Genomic DNA, 23947 nt, shown 5'->3' on the forward strand with positions numbered 1-23947 from the left:
GACTGATCACCAGGCGCTCACGCCGTTCCTGAAAGGACTCACTGCCATAACAAAAAAGTACATGGAGTAGCGTCGATGACATCTGCAAACCCGTTCTGGCGCCGGGCGAAACTGCCCCTGGCCGTCAGCCTCGCTTCCACGCTCGCAAGTCCTGCTTTCGCTGTCAGCTTCAACATTGGGGAAATCGAAGGCCAGTTCGACTCGTCGCTCTCCGTCGGCGCCAGCTGGTCGACCGCCAACCCGAACAAGAACCTCATCGGTGTCAACAACGGCGGCAAGGGCTTGTCGCAGACTTCCGACGACGGCCACCTGAACTTCAAGAAAGGCGAAACCTTCTCGAAGATCTTCAAGGGTATCCACGACCTGGAGCTCAAGTACGGCGACACGGGCGTGTTCGTCCGCGGCAAGTACTGGTACGACTTCGAGCTCAAGGACGAAAACCGCGAGTTCAAGAACATCAGCGACTCGGGCCGCAAGGAAGGCGCCAAGTCTTCCGGCGCGGAGCTGCTCGACGCCTTCGTCTACCACAACTACTCCATCGCTGACCTGCCGGGCTCCGTGCGCCTGGGCAAGCAGGTGGTCAGCTGGGGCGAGAGCACCTTCATCGGCGGCGGCATCAACTCGATCAACCCGATCGACGTGTCCGCGTTCCGCCGCCCTGGCGCCGAGGTCAAGGAAGGCCTGATCCCGGTCAACATGTTCTACATCTCGCAGAGCCTGACCGACAACCTGTCGGCCGAGGCCTTCTACCAGATCGAATGGGACCAGACCGTCGTCGACAACTGCGGCACGTTCTTCTCGCAGCCAGACATCATCGCCGACGGTTGCACCGACAACCTGCGCGTGCTCAACAGCAGCCGCACGGTGCCGGCCGCAGCCCGCCAGTTCCTCAGTACCCGTGGCGTGAACATCGACGAAGAAGGCGTGCTGGTGCGCCGCGGTGCCGATCGCGATGCCCGCGACAGCGGCCAGTTCGGCGTGGCCATGCGCTACATGTTCGAACCGCTGGACACCGAGTTCGGTGCCTACTTCATGAACTACCACAGCCGTGCACCGATCTTCAGTGCCACCGGCGCCGCGCCATCGGTATACCGCAGCCTGGCCGCGCTGCCCGCCCAGCTGAGGTCGCTGGCACCGTTGATCGTCGCGGGCAACTCGCAGTACTTCGTCGAGTACCCCGAGGATATCCGTCTCTACGGCCTGAGCTTCTCCACCACGTTGCCCACCGGCACGGCCTGGAGCGGTGAGCTGAGCTACCGCCCCAACGCACCGGTGCAGCTGAACACCACCGACATCCTGTTCGCTGGCGTACGCCCGATCGGCGGCGCCTTGGCCAATGCCTCGCTGCTCAACGGCGTTCCAGGCCAGGACCTGCACGGTTACAACCGCAAGGAAATCACCCAGTTCCAGACCACCCTGACGCACTTCTTCGACCAGGTGATGGGCGCCAGCCGCATGACCGTGGTCGGTGAGGTGGGTATCACCCACGTCGGCGGCCTGGAAAGCGCCCACGACATGCGCTACGGCCGCGACCCGGTCTACGGCCCTGGCCCGCTGCCGGCCACCGGTGGCGCCAACACCTGCCAGGCGCTCAACGCCAGCACCATCGCCGGTGCCGGCCCAGGTACCTCCACGGCCAACCTGAACCGCAAGTGCGAAAACGACGGCTACACCACCAGCACCTCCTGGGGCTACCGCGCCCGCGTGATCTGGGACTACAACGACGTGTTCGCCGGGGTCAACCTCAAGCCCAACGTGGCCTGGTCGCACGATGTCTCCGGCTACTCGCCGGGCCCGGGTGCCAACTTCGAGGAAGGCCGCAAGGCGATCAGCCTGGGCCTGGACGCCGAGTACCAGAACACCTACACGGCCAGCCTGTCGTACACCAACTTCTTCGACGGCAAGTACACCACCGTGGATGACCGTGACTTCGTCGCGCTCAGCTTCGGCGTGAACTTCTAAGACACTGATCCAGGACGACAACAGAATGAAAATGACCACACGTCTGCTGCAAGTCGGTGTTCTGGGCATGTCCCTGCTGGCGACCAGCGTCATGGCTGCGGTTTCCGCCGATGAGGCGGCCAAGCTGGGCGCGTCGCTCACCCCGATGGGCGCCGAAAAGGCCGGTAACGCCGATGGTTCGATCGGCCCGTGGGAGCCGCTCTCGAAGAGTGCCGGCAGCGCCGACGCCAAGGGCTTCCTGTCCGACCCCTACGGCAGCGAGAAACCGCTGCTGACCATCACCGCGCAGAACGCCGACCAGTACAAGGACAAGCTTTCGCCGGGCCAGCTGGCCATGCTCAAGCGCTATCCGGATACCTACAAGATCCCGGTGTACAAGACCCACCGCGGTGCCACCGTACCGGATGACGTCTTCGCGGCGATCAAGGAAAACGCCACCAAGACGACTCTGGTCGCGGGCGGCAACGGTCTGGAGAACTTCCGCACCGCCGTGCCGTTCCCGATCCCCAAGGATGGTCTTGAGGTGATCTGGAACCACATCACCCGCTACCGTGGCGGCAGCGTGACCCGCCTGGTCACCCAGGCCACCCCGCAGCAGAACGGCTCCTACAGCCTGGTGTACTTCCAGGACCAGTTCGTCTTCCGCGACAAGATGAAGGACTACGACCCAGCCAACCCGGGCAACATCCTGTTCTACTTCAAGCAGGAAGTGACCGCGCCCGCGCGCCTGGCCGGTACCGTGCTGCTGGTTCACGAGACCCTTGACCAGGTCAAGGAGCCGCGCAAGGCGTGGATCTACAACGCCGGTCAGCGTCGCGTGCGCCAGGCCCCGCAGGTGTCGTACGACGGCCCGGGTACCGCGGCCGACGGCCTGCGGACTTCCGACAACCTGGACATGTACAACGGCGCCCCGGATCGCTACGACTGGAAGCTCGAAGGCAAGAAGGAGATGTATATCGCCTCCAACGCCTACAAGCTCGACGACCCGAAGCTGAAGTACGCCGACATCATCAAGGCCGGGCACATCAACCAGGACCTTGCGCGTTACGAGCTGCGTCGTGTCTGGCACGTGGTCGCCACGCTCAAGCCTGGCCAGCGTCACATCTACGCCAAGCGTGACTTCTACATCGACGAGGACACCTGGCAGGCAGCCGTGATCGACCAGTACGACGGTCGCAACCAGCTGTGGCGCGTGTCGGAAGCCCATGCCCAGCCGTACTACAACGTGCAGGTACCGTGGTACACCCTCGAAGCCATCTACGACCTGCAATCGGGCCGTTACCTGGCCCTGGGCATGAAGAACGAAGAGAAGAGCGCCTACAACTTCGGCTTCAGTGCCAGCAAGGCCGACTTCCAGCCAGCCGCTTTGCGCCAGGCCGGGGTTCGTTAAGCTGACCGCGTCAAACTCCGTGTAATCTCCCAGAACGCCCCGGCTTGCCGGGGCGTTTCTGTTATGGCCGGGCACGCCCTGGTTATGACGGGTTATCGAACTCCCTGATGTGTGTCACCGTTGTTTCTTTTTGTCGTAGTCTTTTTTGGCCAAATCGCAGCCATCACCTTCAAATGCGTAGCATTTGTCGCTAGTCTCGCAAAAGTTCGTACCGCCGTAGTCTTCCAATCAGAACGAGCCGGCCATGACAGACCTGTCCCGTACGCATGGAGTCGCCAGTCAGGCCCTGGGCCTGCTGGACGGGCGTTTCTTCAGACCGCCCCTGCCACCCGCGCACGTGCCCAGGGCGCGCCTGTGCCAGCGCCTGCAAGCCGGGCTGGGTGGGCGCCTGCTGCTGGTGAACGCACCGGCGGGCTTCGGTAAAAGCTCGCTCGCCATCGAGTTCTGCCAAGCGCTGCCCAGCCACTGGCGCAGCCTCTGGCTTGGCCTGAGCCAACGTGACGCCGACCCGGGGCGTTTTCTCGAGCGGTTGCTCGAAGGGTTGCAACAATTCTGCCCGGCGCTGGGTGGGCAGGCGCTAGGGTTGCTGAAGATGCGCCAGCGCCACCAGCCCTTCGCCTTCGAAGAGTGGCTCGACGGCCTGCTCGACGAGCTCACACTCTACCTGCAACCCGACACGCCCTTGCTGCTGGTGCTGGATGACTACCATCTGGCCCAGGGCGCGGTGCTCGACCGTTGCCTGCAATTTTTCCTCAACCACCTGCCCGCCGGGCTGGTGCTGCTGGTGACCAGCCGCCAGCGGCCGGACTGGCACCTGGCACGCCTGCGCCTGTCACGTCAGCTGGTCGAGCTCAATGAGCAGGACCTGCGCCTGACCCCCGACGAATCCCTCGCCGTGATCGGCCGCCAGCCCACCGGCCTGCGTGGCCAGGCGCTCGACAACCTCATCCAGCGTAGCGATGGTTGGGTCGCGGGGCTTCGTTTCTGGCAGTTGGCGGCCAGCGAGTCGGGGGATGACAACGCCTTGCCCCAGGCGCTGCATGGCGGCGAAGGGTTGATCCGCGACTACTTGCTCGAAGAGGTCATCGACATCCTCCCCGCGCCGGTTCAGGCGTTTCTCTACGACACCGCATGCCAGGAACGCTTCTGCGCCGAACTGTGCGATGCCGTGCGTGACCGTCAGGACAGCGCTGAGGTGTTGCACTACCTCCAGGCCCACCAGGTATTCCTGGTGCCGCTCGACGAGCACGGCCGCTGGTTCCGTTATCACCACCTGTTTTCCGACCTGCTGCGCAGCCGGCAGGCCGGCGACCCCTTGGCAACACGGCACTTGCGCGCCTGCCGCTGGTTCGAGGGGCAGGCGTTGCTTGACGAGGCCGTGGAGCAAGCCTTGCGCGCGGGGCATCTCGACGTCGCCGCCGACCTGGTGCAGAGCCTGTCGGAGGAGCAACTGCTGGCCGAGCAGAATGTCGGCATGTTGCTGCGTTGGAAAATGGACCTGCCCGACAGCTTGCTGATCAGCACGCCGCGGCTGATCGTCTTGTACAGCTGGGCCCTGGGCCTGGCCTGCCAGCTGGATGCAGCCGAGGAACTCGCGGGTTACTTGAGCCGTTTTCTGCCGGCCCCCTCGGCCACCGCGCAAAAATCCATGCTCGCCCAGTGGTTGGCCTTGAGCGGTGTGATCGCCCGAGGGCGCGGTGATCGCGAGCGAACCCTGAGCTATTGCAGCGAAGCCCTGCAAAGCCTGCCCAACAAGCGCTATGGGCAACGGCTGGTATGCCTTTCCACGCTGTCCAACCTGGCCATTGCCGATGGCGATTTCTGGCGGGCACGTGGCTGGAACCGTGAGGCGCTCGAACTGGCCCAGCGCGTTGGCAACCCGTTGTTCGAGGCCCTGGCCCACTACGACCGGGCCCGTGTGCTGCACGCCCGTGGCGAGGTGCGGCGGGCGCTCGATGAAGTCCGCCAGGGCTTGCAGCGCCTGCAAGGCTTGTCGGGGCAGCGCCTGTATGCCGTACGCGCCCGGCTCACCTTGTACGAAGGCTACCTGCTGGCCGCGCACCTGCAACCGGCCCAGGCCCGCACGCGCCTGCGCGCGGGGCTCAGCGAAGCGCGCGCCTGCCGCGATATCAGTGTGCTGATCGGCCATTGCGTGATCGCCACCCTCGATGGGCGTGAAGGCCGGTTCGCCGATGCGTTCGCCGAGCTGGCCGAAGCGGAGCGCCTGATGCACATCTGGGATGTGCCGCCGATCTTCTACCTCGCCATGATCACCCTGGTGAAATGCGAACTGTGGCTGGCCCAGGGCCGAACCGACCTGGCCGAGTCCTGGCTGCTGCGCCTGGGCCAGACTTACGTTGGCGAGCAGCCTGCCGCCGCACCGGAATTCCACCCGCTGCTGCCGCTGCATATCGAGTTGCAGCAGGCCCTGCTGGAGCGCGTGTTGCAGCGCCCACGCGAGGCCGAATCGCGCTTGCGGGCACTGGCCGAGCGTGGCCAGGCCAATGGCGGCATGACACTGGCGGTGAGCGCGTTATGCCAGTTGGTCGGGTTGTTGCTGGAGCAGGGCCAAGAAGCCTGTGCCTGCAAAGTGCTGGCGCAAGCCATCGATGCGGCACAGGGGGGCGCGCTGCAAGCATTCCAGCGGCTGGTGGAGGAGCATCCCCACTGGTTGCGTGAGCAGCTCGAGGCGCGGGTAACCTGCCAGATCCAGGCAGCGTTGCTGGCGCGCCTGCCCGAGGCGCTTACAAGTACCATGGCCGCTGCTGAAGCGCTGAGCGGTCGTGAGCTGGCCGTACTGGAGCTCATCGCCCAGGGCTGTTCGAACCAGCAGATCAGCGAACGCCTGTTCATCTCCCTGCATACGGTCAAGACCCACGCCAGCCATATCAACAGCAAGCTAGGGGTGGAGCGGCGCACACAAGCCGTTGCCCGGGCCAAGACCCTCGGTTTGCTGGCCTGAAGGCCGGCTGGCCGCTACCATGCGGCCACTGGCCACCCGCAGTGCCGCTTCATGCCGGGCTCATCTTTCCCGTGCCACTGCCGATACACATTCCGGCGGTGGGCATCGCCGCGCGCCATCTCCCTACTTTTCTCCAATACAGGTCGTGTTGATGCTGCAGTACGGGCAAAAAAGCTTTCTGATCGTCGACGACTTCACCGACTTTCGTACCTCGACACGCTCGATGCTCCGCGAGCTGGGTGTGCGCGACGTCGACACCGCCGACAGTGGCGAGCAGGCGCTGCGCATGTGCGCGCAGAAGCGCTACGACTTCATTCTCCAGGACTTCCACCTGGGCGATGGCAAGAAGAACGGCCAGCAGGTGCTCGAGGACCTGATTCTCGACAAGCTGATCAGCCATGAGTGCGTGTTCATCATGGTCACGGCCGAAAGCAGCCAGGCCATTGTCCTCAGCGCCCTCGAGCACGAGCCCGACGCCTACCTCACCAAGCCGTTCAACCGGGTAGGCTTGGCCCAGCGCCTGGAAAAGCTGTTCCAGCGCAAGACCTTGCTCAAGCCGATCCTCCAGGCCCTGGATCGCGGTCGCCCGGCCGAGGTGCTCGCCGCTTGCGCCGAGCTGTGCAAACAGGACCCGCGTTTCGCGCCGTTGTGCCTGCGCTACCGCGCCGATGCCTTGCGCGACCTCAATCGCTTTGAGGAGCTGGAGAAATTCCTCAAGGGCATCCTCGCCAGCCGCCCTCAGCCATGGGTCTACTCGGCCCTCGGCAGCCTGCTGCACAAGCGCGGCCAGCATGCCCAGGCCCAGGGGGTTTACGAACAGGCGCTCAAGGCGTTCCCGATCATGCCCGGCCTGTACGATGGCATGGCCGAAGTGCTGGTGGCCCAGGGCGAGACCCGTCGCGCCCAGCACATGCTCGAAGAGGCGGTGCGCCTGTCGCCCCTTGCCGTGCGCCGCCAGGCGGCTTTGGGCAAGCTGGCGCTGGACAACGCCGACTTCGACAGCGCCTCGAAGGCCTTCCGCCATGCCGTCAACCAAGGGCAGAGTTCGCGCTACAAGGATGCCGAGAGCAACCTTGGCCTGGTGCAGGCGTTGATGAACAAGAACGTCGGCAACGGCCTCGACGCCCGTACCCGGGTCGAGATCAACACCGTGCTCAGTGAAGTGGCCAAGGAGAACGTCGAGGACCAGGGCCTGCAAGTGCGGGCGCGCCTGATGAAGGCCGCCAGCCTGCAGCAGGCCGGCGACCCGGACACCGCCGCCAAGCTCACCGAGCAGGCCATGCAACGGCTGGAGAAGATGGAGCAGTTCTTCTCCGTGGAGGCTGCGCTGACCGTGGCCAAGCAGTTGCAGCAGTTGGGCCAGGATGCCGCCGGCACCTCGATTCTCAAGGGCTGCGTGGAAACCTACGGTGACGACCCGAAAGTGATGCAGAGCGTGGCCAAGCTCACCGACGACCCCACCGTGCTCGGTGCCGTCACCGAAGCGGTCGACCTCAACCGCCAGGGCGTGCGCAGCTACCAGGCCGGCCAGCTGAGCGAAGCGCTGGGGATGTTCCGCAAGGCCCTGTCGTTGCAGCCGAAGAACATCAGTATCGCCCTCAACACCGCCCAGGCGCTGCTGCGCATCGGGGGCGAAACGCCGCCGCCGGCCTTGATGCAGGAGTGCCGCAGCTGCCTGACCAGCGTGGCCGGCATCCCCGCCAGCGACAGCCGTTACGATCGCTACCGCAAACTGCATATCCGGGTATTCGGCGCATGAACCACGACAACCAGGGATTGGACTTTTCGACGGTGATCGCCTCCACCGTGCACGACCTGAAGAACTCGCTGTCGGCGCTGATCCAGGCCCACGACCAATGGTTGGGACGTTTGCCCGAGGAACTGCGTGGCGGCGCCGAGCAGGGCGTGATGGAGCACGAGTTTCGCCACCTCAACGGCATGCTCGTGCAGCTGCTGGGCTTGTACAAGCTGGGCGTGAACCAGTTACCCATCTGCCCCGACTACCACGAGCTGGAAGATTTCATCGAAGCCCAGCTGGCGGCCCAGGAAGAGGTGCTCAAGCACCGTGACATCCTGGCCACCTGGCGCATCGACACGGAGAACCCGCTGGGTTTCTTCGACCGGGAACTGGTCGCATCGGTGATTGCCAACGTCATCACCAACGCCACCCGCTATGCCGGCCATGCGCTGCTGATCGGCATCGAGGAAGAGGGCGAGCAGTTGGTGATCAGCGTCAACGACGACGGCGCCGGTTATCCACAGCGCATGCTCGAGCGCCAACTGGATTATGTGCAGGGCATCGACCCGCAAAGCGGCAGCACCGGGCTGGGCCTGTACTTTGCCGCGCGCATCGCCGCGCTGCATGAGCGCAATGGTGTGCGCGGGCGGATCGAGATTGCCAATGGCGGGACGTTGGGGGGTGGGTTGTTCCGCTTGTATCTCCCTTGAATGGCCAGTATTCAAGCGAAGCAATTCCGTCTCAGGGGCAGGTGATTCCTTTTCTCGTGTAGGCTCATTCCTTGGATGCAGAGCTGGGCGTCCAGGGTCTTTTATTCAGTGTCTGAAGTGCCTACTAATGCGGCTTCAATGCATCTCAGGAGTCGCATCTGTGAAAAACACTGGAAGAGAATGTCTGCCCCCTCGCAGCAAGAGGCGTCCGCCAAAGCATCGGACCAGACCTCGATATGATCTTGAAAACCTGCTGAGTCAGTGTGACTTGCGGGCACCCGATCCCAAAGACCTCCAAGCCTGGAACAACATGCGCCCTGTTGGCTTGGAGATCTGTTGAAACTGGGGCGTTTTATTTACGCGGTTGCGGTATTGCCCACATGGCAGGGGATAAAGGCGCTTAATCTGAGCCAGATGCTCGGTTGGCGAATTGAGCCATGTATTAGCCTTCAGTGCTTCTCTCGCGTAACTTTGTTGTGTCTTTCTCGATAATCCCTGTCAGGCCAGCATGAATTCACTGACCACCACTCTAATTCGCGAAACCTTCCCCGTCGGCCCGTTGCAGTGCAACTGCACCCTGATCGGTGACCCGGTCAGCAAGAAGGCCATCGTCGTCGACCCGGGCGGCGACGAGCAGAAGATTCTCGCCCGCCTGCAACACCATGGCCTGACCTTGGTGAGCATCATCCACACCCACGCCCATTTCGACCATTTCCTCGCCTCGGGCAAGCTCAAGGAACTGACCGGTGCCACCCTGCACCTGCACAAGGCCGACCAGCCGTTGTGGGACAACCTGGAAATGCAGTGCCAGATGTTCTGCGTGCCCTACACGCCGGTGCCGTCGCCGGACCGTTGGCTGAGCGATGACGAGGAGCTGGCCTGCGGTTGCGGCGTGGCGCTGCACACACCGGGGCATACCCCAGGTTCGATGAGTTTCTGGTTCGCCGAGCACAAGCTGCTGATCGCCGGCGACACCCTGTTCCGCCGCGGTGTCGGCCGCACCGATTTGTGGGGGGGCGACCAGCGGGCTATCGTTCGTTCCATCAAGGAGCGGCTGTACCGCCTGGATGAAGAGGCCATCGTGGTGACCGGCCATGGCCCGGACACCCGCCTCGGCGACGAGATGCGCGAGAACCCGTTCGTGCGCGCCTGAGGTTTCATGGAATTTTTTCGCCTCGCTGCAATCCAAGGCCGGCACAGGTCCGCATACGATCCCGTGCACTTTTGAATTTCAGTAGGAGCTTGTCCATGTTCACCATGCGTCGTTTGATTATCGTCGCTACCGCCGCCGCCCTGATGTCCGGTTGTGCCAGCCCCAACCCCTATGACGGCCAGGGCCAGGCGCAGGGCTCCACAGGGATGAGCAAGACCGCCAAATACGGTGGCCTGGGCGCGCTGGCCGGCGCCATCGCCGGTGCCGCCATCGACCACAACAACCGTGGCAAGGGTGCGCTGATCGGCGCCGCCGCGGTGGGTGCCGCCGCCGCGGGTTACGGCTACTACGCCGACAAGCAGGAAGCCGAACTGCGTGCCAAGATGGCCAACACCGGCGTCGAAGTGCAGCGCCAGGGCGACCAGATCAAGCTGATCATGCCGGGCAACATCACCTTCGCCACCGATTCGGCGAACATCTCCCCAAGTTTCTACGCGCCGCTGAACAACCTCGCCGGCTCGTTCAAGCAGTTCAACCAGAACACCATCGAGGTGGTTGGTTTCACCGACAGCACCGGCAGCCGCCAGCACAACATGGACCTGTCGCAGCGCCGTGCCCAGGCGGTCAGCACCTACCTGACCTCGCAGGGTGTCGACCCGTCGCGGGTCAGTGTGCGCGGCCTGGGCCCAGACCAGCCGATCGCCAGCAACGCCGATGCCAATGGCCGTGCGCAGAACCGTCGGGTGGAGGTCAACCTGAAGCCGATTCCTGGGCAGCAGTATGACCAGCAGGGTACCGTTCAGCAGTATCCGTAAGGCTTGAAGCCAAAAGGGGCCGCGCAGCGGCCCTTTTTCATTTCAACGTACGGTGCTGGCCTGGATCGCCGTCAACGCGATGGTATGCACGATATCGTCCACCTGCGCCCCGCGTGGCAGGTCGTTCACCGGTTTGCGCAAGCCTTGCAGCATCGGCCCGAGGCTGACGCAGTCGGCGCTGCGCTGCACCGCCTTGTGGGTGGTGTTGCCGGTGTTCAGGTCGGGGAACACGAACACCGTGGCGCGCCCGGCCACCGGGCTTGCCGGTGCCAACTGGCGGGCGATGTCCGGGTTGGCTGCGGCGTCGTACTGCAAGGGGCCGTCGATCAGCAGGTCGTGCTCGGCCTGCTGCGCCAGGCGCGTGGCTTCACGAACCTTCTCCACCTCCTCGTCACTGGCCGCCGAATCGCTCGAGTAACTGAGCATCGCCACCCGCGGCGCAATGCCAAACGACTCGGCCGACTCGGCGCTCTGCCGGGCAATCTCGGCCAGCTCCGCGGCGCTGGGGTGCGGGTTCATCACGCAGTCGCCGTAGACCAGCACCTGGTCGGGGAACAGCATGAAGAACACCGAGGACACCAGGCTCGAGCCCGGCGCGGTCTTGATCAGTTGCAGGGCTGGGCGGATGGTGTTGGCGGTCGAATGCACCAGCCCCGAAACCAGGCCATCGACTTCGCCCAGGGCCAGCATCATGGTGCCGATCACCACCGGGTCTTCCAGCTGTTGTTCGGCCATCGGCGCGTTGAGGTTCTTGCTCTTGCGCAGGTCGACCATTGGCTCGACATAGCGGCCACGGATCAGTTCGGGGTCGAGCACTTCCAGGTCCGGCGGCAGGCTGATGCCCTGGGCGCGGGCCACCGCCTGCACCTCTTCAGGCTTGGCCAACAGTACGCAACGGGCGATGCCGCGCGCCTGGCACAGGGCGGCGGCCTGCACCAGCAGGGGTTCTGCGCCTTCGGGCAGGACGATGCGCTTGTTGGCTTGCTGGGCCCGCTGGATCAGTTGGTAGCGGAACACCGCCGGTGACAGGCGCAGCTCGCGTGGCGTGCCACAGCGCTGGTGCAGCCAGGCGGCGTCGAGGTGGCTGGCGACGAAGTCGGTGATGAACTCGGCGCGCTCGCGATCGTCCACCGGGATCTCGCGGTTCAGCGAGTTGAGCTGGTTGGCAGTGTCGTAGGAGCCGGTGCTCACCGACAGGATAGGCAGGCCAGCCTGCAGGGCGCCGTGGCACAAACCCAGGATGCGCGGGTCGGGCTTGCTGTCGCTGGTCAGCAGCAAGCCGGCCAAGGGCACGCCGTTGATCGCCGCCAGGCTCACGGCGAGGATGATGTCGTCGCGATCTCCAGGGGTTACCACCAGCGTGCCCGAGGTGAGCAACGGCACGGTATTGGCCACGGTGCGGGCGCAGATGATGATCTTGTTCATGCGCCGCTGCTCGTAGTCACCGGCATTGAGCACCTGGGCGCCGAGCAGTTCGGCCACGTCGCGGGTACGCGGTGCGTTGAGGTCGGGTTGGTAGGGGATGCAGCCGAGCAGGCGGAAGTCGTCGCCGCGCAGCAGCGGCGAGTGTTCGCGCAGGCGGGTGGCGAAATCGGCCATGCTCTCGTCGGTGCGCACCTTGTTGAGGATCACCCCCAGCACCTTCGGGTCGCGCGGGCCACCATACAGCTGGGCCTGCAGTTCGACGCGCCCGGACAGCTCGCTCAACACCTCGTTCTCCGGCGCCGATACCAGGATCACCTCGGCATCCAGGCTCTTGGCCAGGTGCAGGTTGACCCTTGCTGCGTAGCTGGCATGGCGGGTGGGCACCATGCCTTCGACCACCACCACATCCTTGCCGACGCAGGCTTGCTGGTAGAGGCGGATGATTTCTTCGAGCAGTTCGTCCAGCTGGCCGTCACCCAGCATGCGCTCGACATGGCCAAGGCTCAGCGGTGTGGGCGGCTTGATGCCATGGGTGCGGGCGACCAGTTCGCTGGAGCGCTCCGGGCCGGTGTCGCCGGGGTGCGGTTGGGCGATCGGCTTGAAGAAGCCGACCTTCAGCCCGGCGCGCTCCAAGGTGCGCACCAGGCCCAGGCTGATGGAGGTCAGGCCGACACCGAAATCGGTGGGCGCAATGAAAAATGTCTGCATGCGTGCTTCTCGAAATAAGCGGTGCAAGGAGTTCAACGGCCAAGGGTATCGCTAACCGCCCCCTGGGCGCACCAGCCGCAGGCAAATGCCTGGCCGATCCGGCGCTGGCGCTCGCTGGCATCGAGTACCCAGGGGCGCGCCTGCCAGGGAGGTTGATGGCGCAGGTGCTGGGTGTGGCCGCAGGACAGCTCGACCACCCAGTGGCCTTCCTCGTCCTGGTGGAAACCGGTGATCAGACTGACGGGCAGCCCTTCGTCCAAGGTCGGTTCGCAATCGGTCGGTGCCTTGGTTACACTTCCCCGCTCTACATTCTTTTGCAAAAGGTCCTGCCCCATGCTGATCGCCGCCAACAAGGCTGTCTCCATCGACTATACCCTGACCAATGATGCCGGTGAGACCATCGACAGCTCCGCCGGCGGTGCGCCGCTGGTTTACCTGCACGGTGCCGGCAACATCATCCCGGGCCTGGAAAAAGCCCTGGAAGGCAAGCAGGCAGGTGACGAGCTGGAAGTTGCCATCGAGCCTGAAGACGCCTACGGCGAATACTCGGCCGAACTGGTCAGCACCCTGAACCGCAGTCTGTTCGAAGGCGTCGACCAGCTGGAAGTCGGCATGCAGTTCCACGCTTCGGCACCCGATGGCCAGATGCAGATCGTCACCATCCGCGACATCGACGGCGACGACGTCACCGTTGACGGCAACCACCCGCTGGCCGGCCAGCGCCTGAACTTCAAGGTCAAGGTTGTTGACGTACGTGACGCCAGCGAAGAAGAAATCGCTCACCGTCACATCCACGGTGAAGGTGGCCATCACCACTGATTTTCTGCGCTAAGCTCAGACAGTCGCCAGGCGCTCGGGCAAGCCGGACATCCTTCGGGAGTGGACGGTTTGGCCGCGCGCCTTTTTAGTGGGCGGGATTCGCCCCAGCGGCAACCGGGAACCTGAGAGGGGAATCAACATGAGTGCATTTCACGACCTGACGTTGACGGCGCTGAACGGCGAGGAACTGCCCCTTGCCCCGTTCAAGGGCCAGGTGGTGCTGGTGGTCAATGTCGCCTCCAAATGCGGCCTGACGCCGCAGTACGCTTCGCTGGAAGCACTGCACCAGCAGTTCAAGGGCAAGGGCTTCAATGTGCTGGGGTTGCCGTGCAACCAGTTTGCCGGCCAAGAGCCCGGCAGCGAAAAGGAGATCCAGGAGTTCTGCCGCCTCAACTACGGCGTGAGCTTCCCGCTGGGGGCCAAGCTCGAGGTCAACGGCCCGCAGCGCCATTCGCTGTACCGTCTGCTGGCAGGCGAGGGCGCCGAGTTCCCAGGGGACATCACCTGGAACTTCGAGAAATTCCTGGTAGGCAAGGATGGCCGTGTGCTGGCGCGCTTTGCGCCGCGTACCGCGCCGGACGACCCAACCGTAGTGCAGGCGATCGAGAAGGCCCTGGCCTGATATCCAGTTTGCTTGTAGCGACAGGTTCGCCGGCAAGCCGGCTCCTACGGGGCCGGTGTAGTCGGCGAATGATCTGGGGGATACCCCTCGATCACTCCAATCAATAATGCTGTGCCCACCCCCACGCTCCCCCTAAGCTCAGGCGCATTTCCTCACCTGTCGGGAGCGCCACATGGCCAGCAACCCTCTGTTCCAGCCCTTCACCCTTGGCACCCTCGACCTGCCGACCCGTGTGGTCATGGCACCGATGACCCGCACCTTCTGCCCCGGTGGCGTACCCCATGATGGCGTGGTCGACTACTACCGCCGCCGCGCCGCCGCCGGTGTTGGCCTGATCATCACCGAAGGCACCACGGTCGGCCACAAGGCCGCCAACGGCTACCCCAACGTGCCGCGCTTTCACGGCGAAGATGCCCTGGCCGGATGGCGGCGCGTGGTCGAGGCGGTGCACGCCGAAGGCGGGCGCATCGTGCCGCAGCTGTGGCATGTGGGCAGCGTGCGCCGCGTGGGTACCGAACCGGATGGCGAAGTCCCGGGCTACGGCCCCAGCGGCAAGGAAAAGGATGGCCAGGTGCTGGTCCATGGCATGAGCCACGACGATATCCGCGAGGTGATCGCCGCGTTCGCCCAGGCCGCCCGCGATGCCCAGGCCATTGGCATGGACGGCGTGGAGATCCATGGTGCCCACGGCTACCTGATCGATCAGTTCTTCTGGGAGGCCAGCAACCGTCGCGATGACCAATACGGCGGCGACCTGGCCGCCCGCTCGCGCTTTGCCATCGAACTGATCCAGGCCGTGCGCGCAGCGGTCGGCCCGGATTTCCCGATCATCTTCCGTTTCTCCCAATGGAAGCAGCAGGACTACAACGCGCGCCTGGTGCAAACCCCCGAGGCCCTGGGGGCGTTCCTCGCGCCGCTGGCCGAAGCGGGTGTGGATATCTTTCACTGCTCCACCCGGCGTTTCTGGGAGCCGGAGTTCGACGGCAGCGACCTCAACCTGGCCGGCTGGACCCGCCAGCTCACCGGCAAGCCGACCATTACCGTGGGCAGCGTAGGCCTGGATGGCGAGTTCCTGCAGTTCATGGTCGCCACCGACAAGGTGGCCAAGCCGGCCAGCCTGGAAGGCTTGCTGCGCCGGTTGCAGGCCGAGGAATTCGACCTGGTGGCCGTGGGCCGCGCCTTGCTGGTGGACGCGCAGTGGGCGCAGAAGGTACGTGACGGGCGCGAAGCCGATGTGCTGCCGTTCAGCCGCGAGGCACTGACGACCCTGGCTTGATCCCGATAGCGCCGCCGTGGGCCTGCTCGCCGATGTGCGCAGGCCCTTGGCTGGCATCGCGCAGATAACCCTCGAACTGTTCGACGATGGCCGGCCATCCCTGGCGGCTGGCGTGCTGGCGGGCATTCAGGCGCACCCTGCGCAGGGTTTCGCCTTCCTCCAGCAACCAGCAAGCGGCATCGATGAACCCCGCCTGGTCGCCGGGCATGGCCAGTGCGCCGCTGTGGCCATGGCGGATGTGCTGGGCAGCGGCGGCCTCGTCGTAGGCGACCACCGCCAGCCCCGAGGCCATCGCTTCGAGCACCACGTTGCCGAAGGTCTCGGTCAGGCTTGGGAACAGGAACAGATCGCCGCTGGCATAGTGCTCGGCCAGCACCTCCCCGCGTTGCGCGCCACAGAACACCGCATCCGGCAGTTGCTGTGCGAGGCTGGCGCGTTGCGGGCCATCACCGACCACGATCAGGCGCAGGCGCTGTTGTGGATAACTGTTCTGCAAGGCCTCCATGCACGGGCGCAGCAGGGCCAGGTTCTTCTCCGCGGCCAGGCGCCCCACATGCAGCACGGCGATATCCTCCGGCGCCAGCCCCCACTGTTCGCGCAGGGCCTGGCTGCGCCGCGCCGGGTTGAACAGGCAGGCATCCACACCCCTGGCCATCAGGCCCAGGCGCTCGAACCCGCGGCGTTCCAGCTCCAGGCGCTGGCTGGCGCTGGGCACCAGGGTGATCGCCGTGCGCCGGTGGAACCAGCGCAGGTAGTGGGTCAGCAGCCGGGCCAGCAGGCCTAGGCCATACTGCCCGGAGTACTGCGGGAAATTGGTGTGAAAACCACTGACCACGGCGATGCCCAGGCGCCGGGCGGCACGCAGTGCACTCAGCCCCAGCGGGCCTTCGGTGGCGATGTACAGCACATCGGGCCGTTGCCGGCGCCAGCGGCGCAACAGCTTGTGCATCGACACCTCGCCCCACTGCAACCCGGGGTAGCCCGGCAATGGCCAGCCCCGGCACAGCAGCAGGTCGTCCGCGCTGGCGGGCACGCTGTCGCTCGCCTGGCGCGGTCGGATCACCTCGACGTGGTGGCCGCGCAGGCGCAGCCCTTCGCTCAGCCGGCCAAGGGTATTGGCCACGCCGTTGATCTCGGGAGGGAAGGTTTCGCTGACCAGGGTGATACGCAGGGGGGCTGTATTCATGACAAAAATTTTCTGCCGCCTGGATTGCGCCCATGTGACGCCTTTGTGACGAACTTATGACGCCTGATTCGTGGCGTTTGAACAGCCTGAATTTTTCCGTCCTGGCCGCTCAAGAACCCCCGGTACGCGGCCGATGCAGATGCATTCGACTATGGGTGTGCGCTCCGGGAGAGCGGTGATGTTCAACAGCAAACTGAAGCAAGAAATCCAGCAACTGCGCGAAGAATTGATGTCCATCGAGCAGGTCAAGAACAGCCTCGACAGCGAGATGCTGGTGCTCCAGCTCGACCCCCAGGGGCGCATCGAGTCGGTCAACGGCAATTTCGAGACCGAGATGCACTACCGCGCCGAGCAGTTGATCGGCCGCAACATCGAAGAGATCGTCCCGGCCCATGTGAAGAAGCTCGACTTCTATCAGCGCATGAAAACCGCCATCACCCGTGGCGAACACCTCAACGGCGCCTTCCGCCTGCTGCGCGGCAATGGCGAAGAGGCCTGGCTGCGCTCGATCCTGCAACCGGTGAAGAACAGCGAGGGCCGGATCAAGCATTTCTCCCTGCACTCCAGCGACCTGACCCGCACCATCGAGACCTCCCGCGAGCACGAAAGCCTGATCAAGGCGCTGATGCGCTCCACCGCCGTGATCGAGTTCAACCTCGATGGCCAGGTGCTGACCGCCAATGATCGCTTCCTGCAGGGCATGGGCTACAGCCTCGAACAGGTGCGCGGCAAGCATCACCGTATGTTCTGCGCGCCGGAAGAAGCCAACTCGGTCGAATACAAGGCGTTCTGGGACAAACTGCGCCGTGGCGAATACGTCGCCGACCGCTTCAAGCGCGTCGATGCCTACGGCCGCACCGTGTGGCTGGAGGCCTCGTACAACCCGATCATCGACGCCCACGACGTGCTGTACAAAGTGGTCAAGTTCGCCACCGTCATCACCGACCAGGTCAACCAGGAACTGGCCGTGGCCCAGGCCGCCGACATCGCCTACAACACCTCGCTGGAAACCGACAGCAGCGCGCGCAAGGCCACCGACGTGGTGACCCAGACCGTCGAAGTGATGCGTGGCCTGGAAGGCTCGATGCAGGACGCCGCCGATGGCATCCAGGCGCTGGACAAGCAGTCCAAGGTGATCGGCGCGATCATCAAGACCATTAGCGATATCGCCGGGCAGACCAACCTGCTGGCCCTCAACGCCGCCATCGAGGCCGCCCGTGCCGGCGAGCAGGGCCGTGGCTTCGCCGTGGTCGCCGACGAAGTGCGCCAGCTGGCCTCGCGCACCAGCAGCGCCACCGAGGAGATCGCCAAGGTGGTGCAGCAGAACGAGCAGCTCGCCCAGGCGGCGGTGGACATCATCGACACCAGCAAGCGCCAGGCCGAGCAAGGGCTGGCGTTGGCCGCCGACACCGGCGGGGTGATCGTCGAGATCCAGGAAGGGGCAAAGAAGGTGGTGGATGCGGTGGGGCAGTTTTCCAGCCAGCTGAGCCACTGATTGGCTATGGCATTGTTTGTGTAGGCGCGGCCTTGTGTCGCGAAAGGGCCGCAAAGCGGCCCCAGCAATTTCTGCTTTGGCGCTAAGTTTCTGGGGCTGCTTTGCAGCCCTTTCGCGACACAAGGCCGCTCCTACGGGCTTGTGGGAGTTCAGCTGCGCTCGCGCACCCAGAACAGCGTAGCGCCCGCCACCGCCGCCGGCATCATCAGCACGTTCACCCCTGGGATCATCAGCGCCAGGTAGGTGATCCCGCCAAACCCCATCGACTGCCAGCGCTTGCTGCGTAGCCACGCCAACATGTCCTGCCAGCTCATCTTGTTGTTGTCCGCCGGGTAGTCGATGTACTGGATGGCCATCATCCAGATCCCGAACACCAGCCACAGCGGCGCGGCGATGAGGTTGACCACCGGAATGAACGACAGGATGAACAGGCCGATGGCGCGCGGCAGGAAGTAGCCCAGCTTGCGCATCTCACGGCTGAAGGTGCGCGGCACCATGGCGATCAGTTCGCCCCAGCTGAAGGGCGGAAAGTTGTCCTGCCCGCGCACCACCACCTCGACCTTCTCCGCCAGGAAGCCGTTGAACGGCGCGGCGATGATGTTGGCCAGCAGGGTGAAGGTGAAGAACACCATCAACAGCATCAGGGCGACGAACAGCGGCCAGAGGATGTAGGTGAGGAAGCTCAGCCAGTCGGGGAGGGTGGGCATGAGGGTGTCGACCCACAGGCTGAACTGATGGCCGGCGAAGTAGATCAGCCCACCGAACAGCAGCAGGTTGATCGCCAGGGGCAGCAGCACGAACATCCGCAGGCCTGGGCTGAGCATGAGTTTCAGCCCTTCACGCAGGTACTGGGGGCCGGAAAGGACGGGGGCTTGCATCGGAATGCTCCGCAGAAGGAAAACGGGCTGACCTTACCGAGTTTACCGTGGCGACGAAAGGCACCCCGCGCTTAGGCTTTCTACTAAAAGTGCCTGCGCGACGATCATGCTGCGTTGAAAAACAGGCTCGGAATGCTCATTTACAGCCAGTAAACTCCGCTTCCTCGCCTGTTTTCGCCATGCCTGATCGCCGCTCGGCGACTTCTAGCACAAAGCCTAGGAAACGGCCTGTAACAAAGCCTGTGGGCCTTGCCTATCAGTTTCTTCTGTAGATAGAGCTTGTCTATAAGGTGGATTGTCGAAGGATATTTCCTTAATCTCTGCGGCCTCGCTACAGTGCCTTCAACTTTTTTAGCTTTCGGACCGACGCGTTGTAGCCTTCCCCAAAGTGCTGCGTGGGTCCCTTTTAATTCGGCTCGACAGGAGTTCGACATGTCTGAAGTACGTCATTCGCGCGTCATCATTCTCGGTTCCGGCCCTGCCGGCTACAGCGCCGCGGTCTATGCCGCCCGCGCCAACCTCAAGCCGCTGCTGATCACCGGCATGCAGGCCGGTGGCCAGCTGACCACCACCACCGAGGTCGACAACTGGCCGGGCGACCCCCACGGCCTGACCGGCCCGGCCCTGATGCAGCGCATGCAGGAACACGCCGAGCGTTTCGAGACCGAGATCGTCTTCGACCACATCAATGCCGTGGACCTGGCCAACAAGCCCTTCACCCTGCGCGGTGACAGCGGTACCTACACCTGCGACGCGCTGATCGTCGCCACCGGTGCCAGCGCCCGCTACCTGGGCCTGCCGTCGGAAGAGACCTTCATGGGCAAGGGCGTATCGGCCTGCGCCACCTGCGACGGTTTCTTCTACCGCAACAAGCCGGTCGCCGTGGTCGGCGGCGGCAACACTGCCGTGGAAGAGGCGCTGTACCTGGCCAACATCGCCAGCAAGGTCACCCTGGTGCACCGCCGCGATACCTTCCGCGCCGAGAAGATCCTGATCGACAAGCTGCACGCCCGTGTCGCCGAAGGCAAGATCGAGCTCAAGCTCAACGCCACCCTGGACGAAGTGCTGGGTGACAACATGGGCGTGACCGGCGCGCGCCTGAAGAACAACGATGGCAGCTTCGACGAGATCAAGGTCGACGGCGTGTTCATCGCCATTGGCCACACCCCGAACACCTCGCTGTTCGAAGGCCAGCTGACCTTGAAGGACGGCTACCTGGTGGTGCACGGCGGCCGTGAAGGCAACGCCACCGCCACCAACGTCGAAGGCGTGTTCGCTGCTGGCGACGTGGCCGACCACGTCTATCGCCAGGCCATCACCTCGGCCGGCGCCGGTTGCATGGCGGCCCTGGACGTCGAGCGCTACCTGGACGGCCTGGCCAACGCCGCGCACTAAGCGTGGCGTCGCTTCGCCAGCAAGCCGGCTCCTGCAGTACCCCATAGGAGCCGGCTTGCCGGCGAACAGGATCGACAAAAAAACCGGCCAATTGGCCGGTTTTTTCATGGCTGCGATTCAGCTCACAGGCTCAGGCGCATCGACAGGTCCACGGCCTTCACATCCTTGGTCATCGCACCAATGGAGATGTAGTCCACACCGGTCTCGGCGATCACCCGCAAGGTGGTCTCGTTCACCCCGCCGCTGGCCTCAAGCTTCGCCTTGCCGGCATTGATGCGCACTGCTTCGCGCATCTCGTCCAGGCTCAGCTCATCGAGCATGACGATGTCGGCCCCGGCGTCCAGCGCCTGGCGCAGCTCGTCCAGGCTTTCCACCTCGATCTCCACCGGCTTGCCCGGGGCGATACGGTGCGCCGCTGCCACCGCCTCGGCCACGCCACCGCTGGCGGCGATATGGTTTTCCTTGATCAGGAACGCGTCGTACAGGCCGATGCGGTGGTTGTGGCAGCCGCCGCAGGTGACCGCGTACTTCTGCGCCAGGCGCAGCCCCGGCAGGGTCTTGCGGGTGTCGAGCAGGCGCACCTGGGTGCCCTCGACCAGGTCGGCCAAAAAGCGCGCGCGGGTGGCCACGCCCGAGAGCATCTGCAAAAAGTTCAGCGCCGAGCGCTCGCCGCTGAGCAGCGAACGTGCCGGGCCTTCGAGGTGGAACAACGCCTGGTTGGCCGTGGCCCGTTCACCGTCGGCCACCTGCCAGTGCACCGCCACCCGCGGGTCGAGCTGGCGGAACACCGCATCCACCCAGGCGGTGCCGGCGATCACGCAGTCCTCGCGGGTGATGATGGTCGCCTTGGCCAGGCGCTCGGCCGGGATCAGCTGGGCGGTGATGTCGCCGCTGCCGATGTCTTCGAGCAGCGCGCGGCGCACGTTGGCTTCGATTTCGGCGGTCAGGTCGGCGAGGCGTAGGTTCGGCATGGTCGGCTCCACAAGCTAGGTGCCGGCGATTATAGGGCAGGGGGGCGGTGTGTACAGCTGCCGGGGCGATGACCTTTGGTCGGGCCGCGTGAGTCATTTGCGTCAGGTGCAGTCATTCAAGCGTACGAAAGGCGCGCTGGCAGCTGTCGGCGTTTTCATCGATAATGGCGCCTTGTATTTGGCGTCATAGCTTTGACGATTTTCGCGCAATCGAACCACGCAAACACCCAGCAAGGAGTCCGGGATGCAGGAAGAAGGCAAGGTGGTGCCCCTGGTGGGGGCCATCGACCGAGGCGCGCAGCCGCCCTCGTCGTGCCTTCCGCTATTGCTCCTGCAAGTGCGCGACAAAGCCGCTCTGCAGCTGCGCCAGGGTTTGCAGGCGCTGTTCGACAATGCCGACGACACCCTCTTCGAGATGGCCGACAAGGCCGACGGCCGTCTTGACCAGCACTTCTACTTCGAAGCCATGCGCGACCTGCGCCTCAAGCGCAAGAGCATCGAGCGCAGCTTCCTCGATACGTTCTACGAAACCTTCGCGCGGATCGGCCAGGGTGGTATCGCGCAGCCCAGCCGCGAGCTACCGACAGCCGACAGAAGCGTGCTCGAACGTTCCGTGGCCATGCAGGCCATGGTCGAGCGTGTGTTGTCGCGCGACGGCTTTGTGCTGGGGCAACTGAACCTGCGCTTCGCGGCCCTGCTCGAACAGGACCTGGATCAGGCCCACAACCCGCTGTCCCCGGCCAGCCTGGGCGGTTACTTCCTGGCGGCGGGGCGCAGCCTGGGGGTGGGGCCCAACGTCAAAATGGTGCTGCTCAAGCTGTTCGAGCGCTATGTGCTGCGCGACCTCGACCTGCTGTATGGCGAGGCCAGCCAGCTGCTGGCGGGCGCCGGCGTATTGCCCGACCTGCCGCCCGCACCGCGACGCCGCGCAGAGGACCGGCGCAGCATTCCTCGCCGGATGGCGGCCAGCCAGGCGCTGGGTGAGACTGCGCAAGACCAGGCAGGGCAAGCGTTCTTCGCCTCGCTACAGGCCCTGCTGGCCCCGGCCCGCGGGCGTTTCGCCCCACGCTTGCAGACGGTCGCGGCCGCCCAGCCGATCGGCAGCGGTGACTTGCTGCGCCTGCTCACGCACCTGCAGCACTACGTGCCGGCACCGGGCGAGCAAGACGACTTCGACCTTGGCCAGCAGCTCGAGCAGTTGCTGCTGCGGGTCAGCGTGCGCAGCGGCACCCGGCGACGGATCGGCGGTGACGATGAAGACATGATCAACCTGATGGGCCTGCTGTTCGCCTTCATCGAACGCGACGACAACCTGCCTGTGAGCCTGCGTGGGTTGATCGGCCGCCTGCACATTCCGCTGATCAAGGTCGCGTTGATCGACAAGGGCCTGTTCAGCCGTGCCAGCCACCCGGCGCGCCGGTTGCTCAACGAAATCGCCAGCGCCGCCATCGGCTGGGAGGCTGAAGGCGATGGCTTGCACTTGCGGGTTGAGCGCATCGTCCAGCGTCTGCTCAACGACTTTTGCGAAGACTGCCAGCTGTTCGACGAGCTGCTCGACGAGTTCCTGGCCTTCAGCCAGGACGAGCGTCGGCGCAATGAGTTGCTCGAACAGCGCACCCGCGATGCCGAAGAGGGACGTGTGCGTGCTTTGCAGGCCCGCCAGCAGGTACAGCAGGCACTCAACCAGCGCCTGCGAGGTCGGCTATTGCCGCAGGTGGTGGTGCGAATGCTCGAGCAGTCCTGGAGCCAGGTGCTGTTGTTGGCTTGGCTGAAGCAGGGTGAAGCGTCGCCGGCGTGGCGCGACGGCCTGGCGACGGTCGATGAGCTGCTGGCCAGCATCGCCCCGCACGCTGAGCCGGGCCAACTGCTGGAACAATTGCCAGGCCTGCTCAAGGCCCTTCGCGAGGGGTTGGCGAGTGTGGCACTGGACTCGGCGGCCACCCGTGATTTCTTCATGCAGTTGGAGAAGCTGCACCTGCGCACCTGTACCGGGGTGACCGACCCCGACGACAGCTTGTGCGAGGTCTTGGTAGAGCACGGTATTGTGCTGGAGCTTGCCGAGCAGCCGCCCGCTGGCCCGGCACTGCGGTTCGGCGCTGAGGCGCCGGCCCTGCGCCAGGTGCAACGCCTGCGTATCGGCGCCTGGGTCGAGGTGCTGGACGATGACGAACCGTTGCGTTGCAAGCTGGTGGCCCGCATCGACAGCAGTGATCGCCTGGTGTTCGCCAACCGTACCGGGTTGAAGGTGCGTGAGTGGAGCCGGGACGGCCTGGCCGAGGCGTTGCGCAGCGCGCAGGTGCGCGTGCTGGATGACCGGTTGCTGTTCGAGCGGGCGCTGGAGGCGGTACTGGAGCAGCTGCGCGGCTCATGATGTGCAGCCCATCGCTGGCAAGTCGGCGGCGCCTGGCACGGGCTGCGCCCGTGTTCGCGGGCAAGCCCGCT

The 23947-nt window shown here is 64.6% G+C and carries 17 protein-coding genes and 2 pseudogenes; 14 read left to right on the forward strand and 5 right to left on the reverse strand.

Annotated elements, in window-relative coordinates; translation table 11 throughout:
* Positions 1 to 75 precede the first annotated feature (75 nt).
* From IX761_RS12610 to IX761_RS12640, 7 genes are all read left to right on the forward strand, one after another.
* Entirely contained in the window at positions 76 to 1962 is a 1887-nt protein-coding gene (locus tag IX761_RS12610; RefSeq protein WP_194789914.1) for a DUF1302 domain-containing protein, read from the forward strand.
* A 25-nt stretch (positions 1963 to 1987) separates the two neighbouring features.
* Complete coding sequence (locus IX761_RS12615; RefSeq protein WP_194789915.1) at positions 1988 to 3352, forward strand: DUF1329 domain-containing protein; 1365 nt, start codon at positions 1988 to 1990, stop codon at positions 3350 to 3352.
* A gap of 244 nt (positions 3353 to 3596) precedes the next feature.
* A complete protein-coding gene (locus IX761_RS12620; RefSeq protein WP_194789916.1) occupies positions 3597 to 6314 on the forward strand; it encodes a LuxR C-terminal-related transcriptional regulator in 2718 nt (905 codons plus the stop codon).
* 151 nt (positions 6315 to 6465) lie between these two features.
* Positions 6466 to 8073, forward strand: coding sequence for a tetratricopeptide repeat protein (locus IX761_RS12625; RefSeq protein ID WP_194789917.1), 1608 nt, complete (start codon positions 6466 to 6468; stop codon positions 8071 to 8073).
* Positions 8070 to 8762 carry a sensor histidine kinase gene (locus IX761_RS12630; protein WP_194789918.1) on the forward strand — a complete coding sequence of 231 codons (693 nt, stop codon included), beginning with the start codon at positions 8070 to 8072 and terminating at the stop codon, positions 8760 to 8762. Before IX761_RS12625 ends, IX761_RS12630 begins: the two co-directional genes overlap by 4 nt.
* A 508-nt stretch (positions 8763 to 9270) precedes the next feature.
* Positions 9271 to 9915, forward strand: coding sequence for an MBL fold metallo-hydrolase (locus tag IX761_RS12635; RefSeq protein WP_194789919.1), 645 nt, complete (start codon positions 9271 to 9273; stop codon positions 9913 to 9915).
* A 95-nt stretch (positions 9916 to 10010) separates the two neighbouring features.
* Positions 10011 to 10730 carry an OmpA family protein gene (locus IX761_RS12640; protein ID WP_194789920.1) on the forward strand — a complete coding sequence of 240 codons (720 nt, stop codon included), beginning with the start codon at positions 10011 to 10013 and terminating at the stop codon, positions 10728 to 10730.
* Positions 10731 to 10772: 42 nt separating this feature from the next.
* Here the strand turns inward: IX761_RS12640 and pta are convergent, their stop codons facing one another.
* Together pta and IX761_RS12650 are read right to left on the reverse strand one after the other, a co-directional pair.
* A complete protein-coding gene (pta, locus tag IX761_RS12645) occupies positions 10773 to 12863 on the reverse strand; it encodes a phosphate acetyltransferase (protein WP_194789921.1) in 2091 nt (696 codons plus the stop codon).
* A 32-nt stretch (positions 12864 to 12895) separates the two neighbouring features.
* The gene (locus IX761_RS12650) at positions 12896 to 13198 is read right to left on the reverse strand and encodes a DUF3565 domain-containing protein (RefSeq protein ID WP_194789922.1); all 303 of its coding nucleotides are present in this window, start codon (positions 13196 to 13198) and stop codon (positions 12896 to 12898) included.
* Here IX761_RS12650 and IX761_RS12655 point away from each other — a divergent pair.
* The 3 genes from IX761_RS12655 (at position 13197) to IX761_RS12665 (ending at position 15580) form a co-directional block, all read left to right on the forward strand.
* Positions 13197 to 13682, forward strand: coding sequence for an FKBP-type peptidyl-prolyl cis-trans isomerase (locus tag IX761_RS12655; RefSeq protein WP_194789923.1), 486 nt, complete (start codon positions 13197 to 13199; stop codon positions 13680 to 13682). The two genes, IX761_RS12650 and IX761_RS12655, sit on opposite strands and share 2 nt — an antisense overlap.
* A 139-nt stretch (positions 13683 to 13821) precedes the next feature.
* Positions 13822 to 14304, forward strand: coding sequence for a glutathione peroxidase (locus IX761_RS12660; RefSeq protein WP_194789924.1), 483 nt, complete (start codon positions 13822 to 13824; stop codon positions 14302 to 14304).
* Between the two features lie 172 nt (positions 14305 to 14476).
* Positions 14477 to 15580 (forward strand): NADH:flavin oxidoreductase, encoded by a 1104-nt coding sequence (locus IX761_RS12665; RefSeq protein WP_194789925.1) that lies wholly within the window; start codon positions 14477 to 14479, stop codon positions 15578 to 15580.
* Here the strand turns inward: IX761_RS12665 and IX761_RS12670 are convergent.
* Positions 15549 to 16766, reverse strand: a complete 1218-nt coding sequence (locus IX761_RS12670; RefSeq protein ID WP_194789926.1) for a glycosyltransferase family 4 protein — start codon at positions 16764 to 16766, stop codon at positions 15549 to 15551. The genes IX761_RS12665 and IX761_RS12670 overlap by 32 nt on opposite strands.
* 268 nt (positions 16767 to 17034) lie before the next feature.
* Between IX761_RS12670 and IX761_RS27600 the strand changes: the two are divergent.
* A pseudogene (locus IX761_RS27600) lies at positions 17035 to 17667 on the forward strand (PAS domain-containing protein); the annotation flags it as partial.
* Between the two features lie 168 nt (positions 17668 to 17835).
* Positions 17836 to 18261 (forward strand): annotated as a pseudogene (locus tag IX761_RS27605) (methyl-accepting chemotaxis protein); the annotation flags it as partial.
* 149 nt (positions 18262 to 18410) lie between these two features.
* Here the strand turns inward: IX761_RS27605 and cysZ are convergent.
* Positions 18411 to 19139, reverse strand: a complete 729-nt coding sequence (gene cysZ / locus IX761_RS12680) for a sulfate transporter CysZ (RefSeq protein WP_194789928.1) — start codon at positions 19137 to 19139, stop codon at positions 18411 to 18413.
* A 432-nt stretch (positions 19140 to 19571) separates the two neighbouring features.
* Between cysZ and trxB the strand changes: the two genes are divergently transcribed.
* The gene (gene trxB / locus IX761_RS12685) at positions 19572 to 20534 is read left to right on the forward strand and encodes a thioredoxin-disulfide reductase (protein WP_028689829.1); all 963 of its coding nucleotides are present in this window, start codon (positions 19572 to 19574) and stop codon (positions 20532 to 20534) included.
* Between the two features lie 122 nt (positions 20535 to 20656).
* Here the strand turns inward: trxB and nadC are convergent, their stop codons facing one another.
* The gene (gene nadC, locus IX761_RS12690; protein ID WP_194789929.1) at positions 20657 to 21505 is read right to left on the reverse strand and encodes a carboxylating nicotinate-nucleotide diphosphorylase; all 849 of its coding nucleotides are present in this window, start codon (positions 21503 to 21505) and stop codon (positions 20657 to 20659) included.
* Between the two features lie 244 nt (positions 21506 to 21749).
* Here nadC and IX761_RS12695 point away from each other — a divergent pair, with 244 nt between their 5' ends.
* Entirely contained in the window at positions 21750 to 23876 is a 2127-nt protein-coding gene (locus tag IX761_RS12695) for a DUF1631 domain-containing protein (protein WP_194789930.1), read from the forward strand.
* Positions 23877 to 23947: the final 71 nt, after the last annotated feature.

This window comes from Pseudomonas sp. UFMG81 (genome assembly GCF_015354575.1).
In the GTDB taxonomy this organism is placed as follows: Bacteria; Pseudomonadota; Gammaproteobacteria; order Pseudomonadales; family Pseudomonadaceae; genus Aquipseudomonas.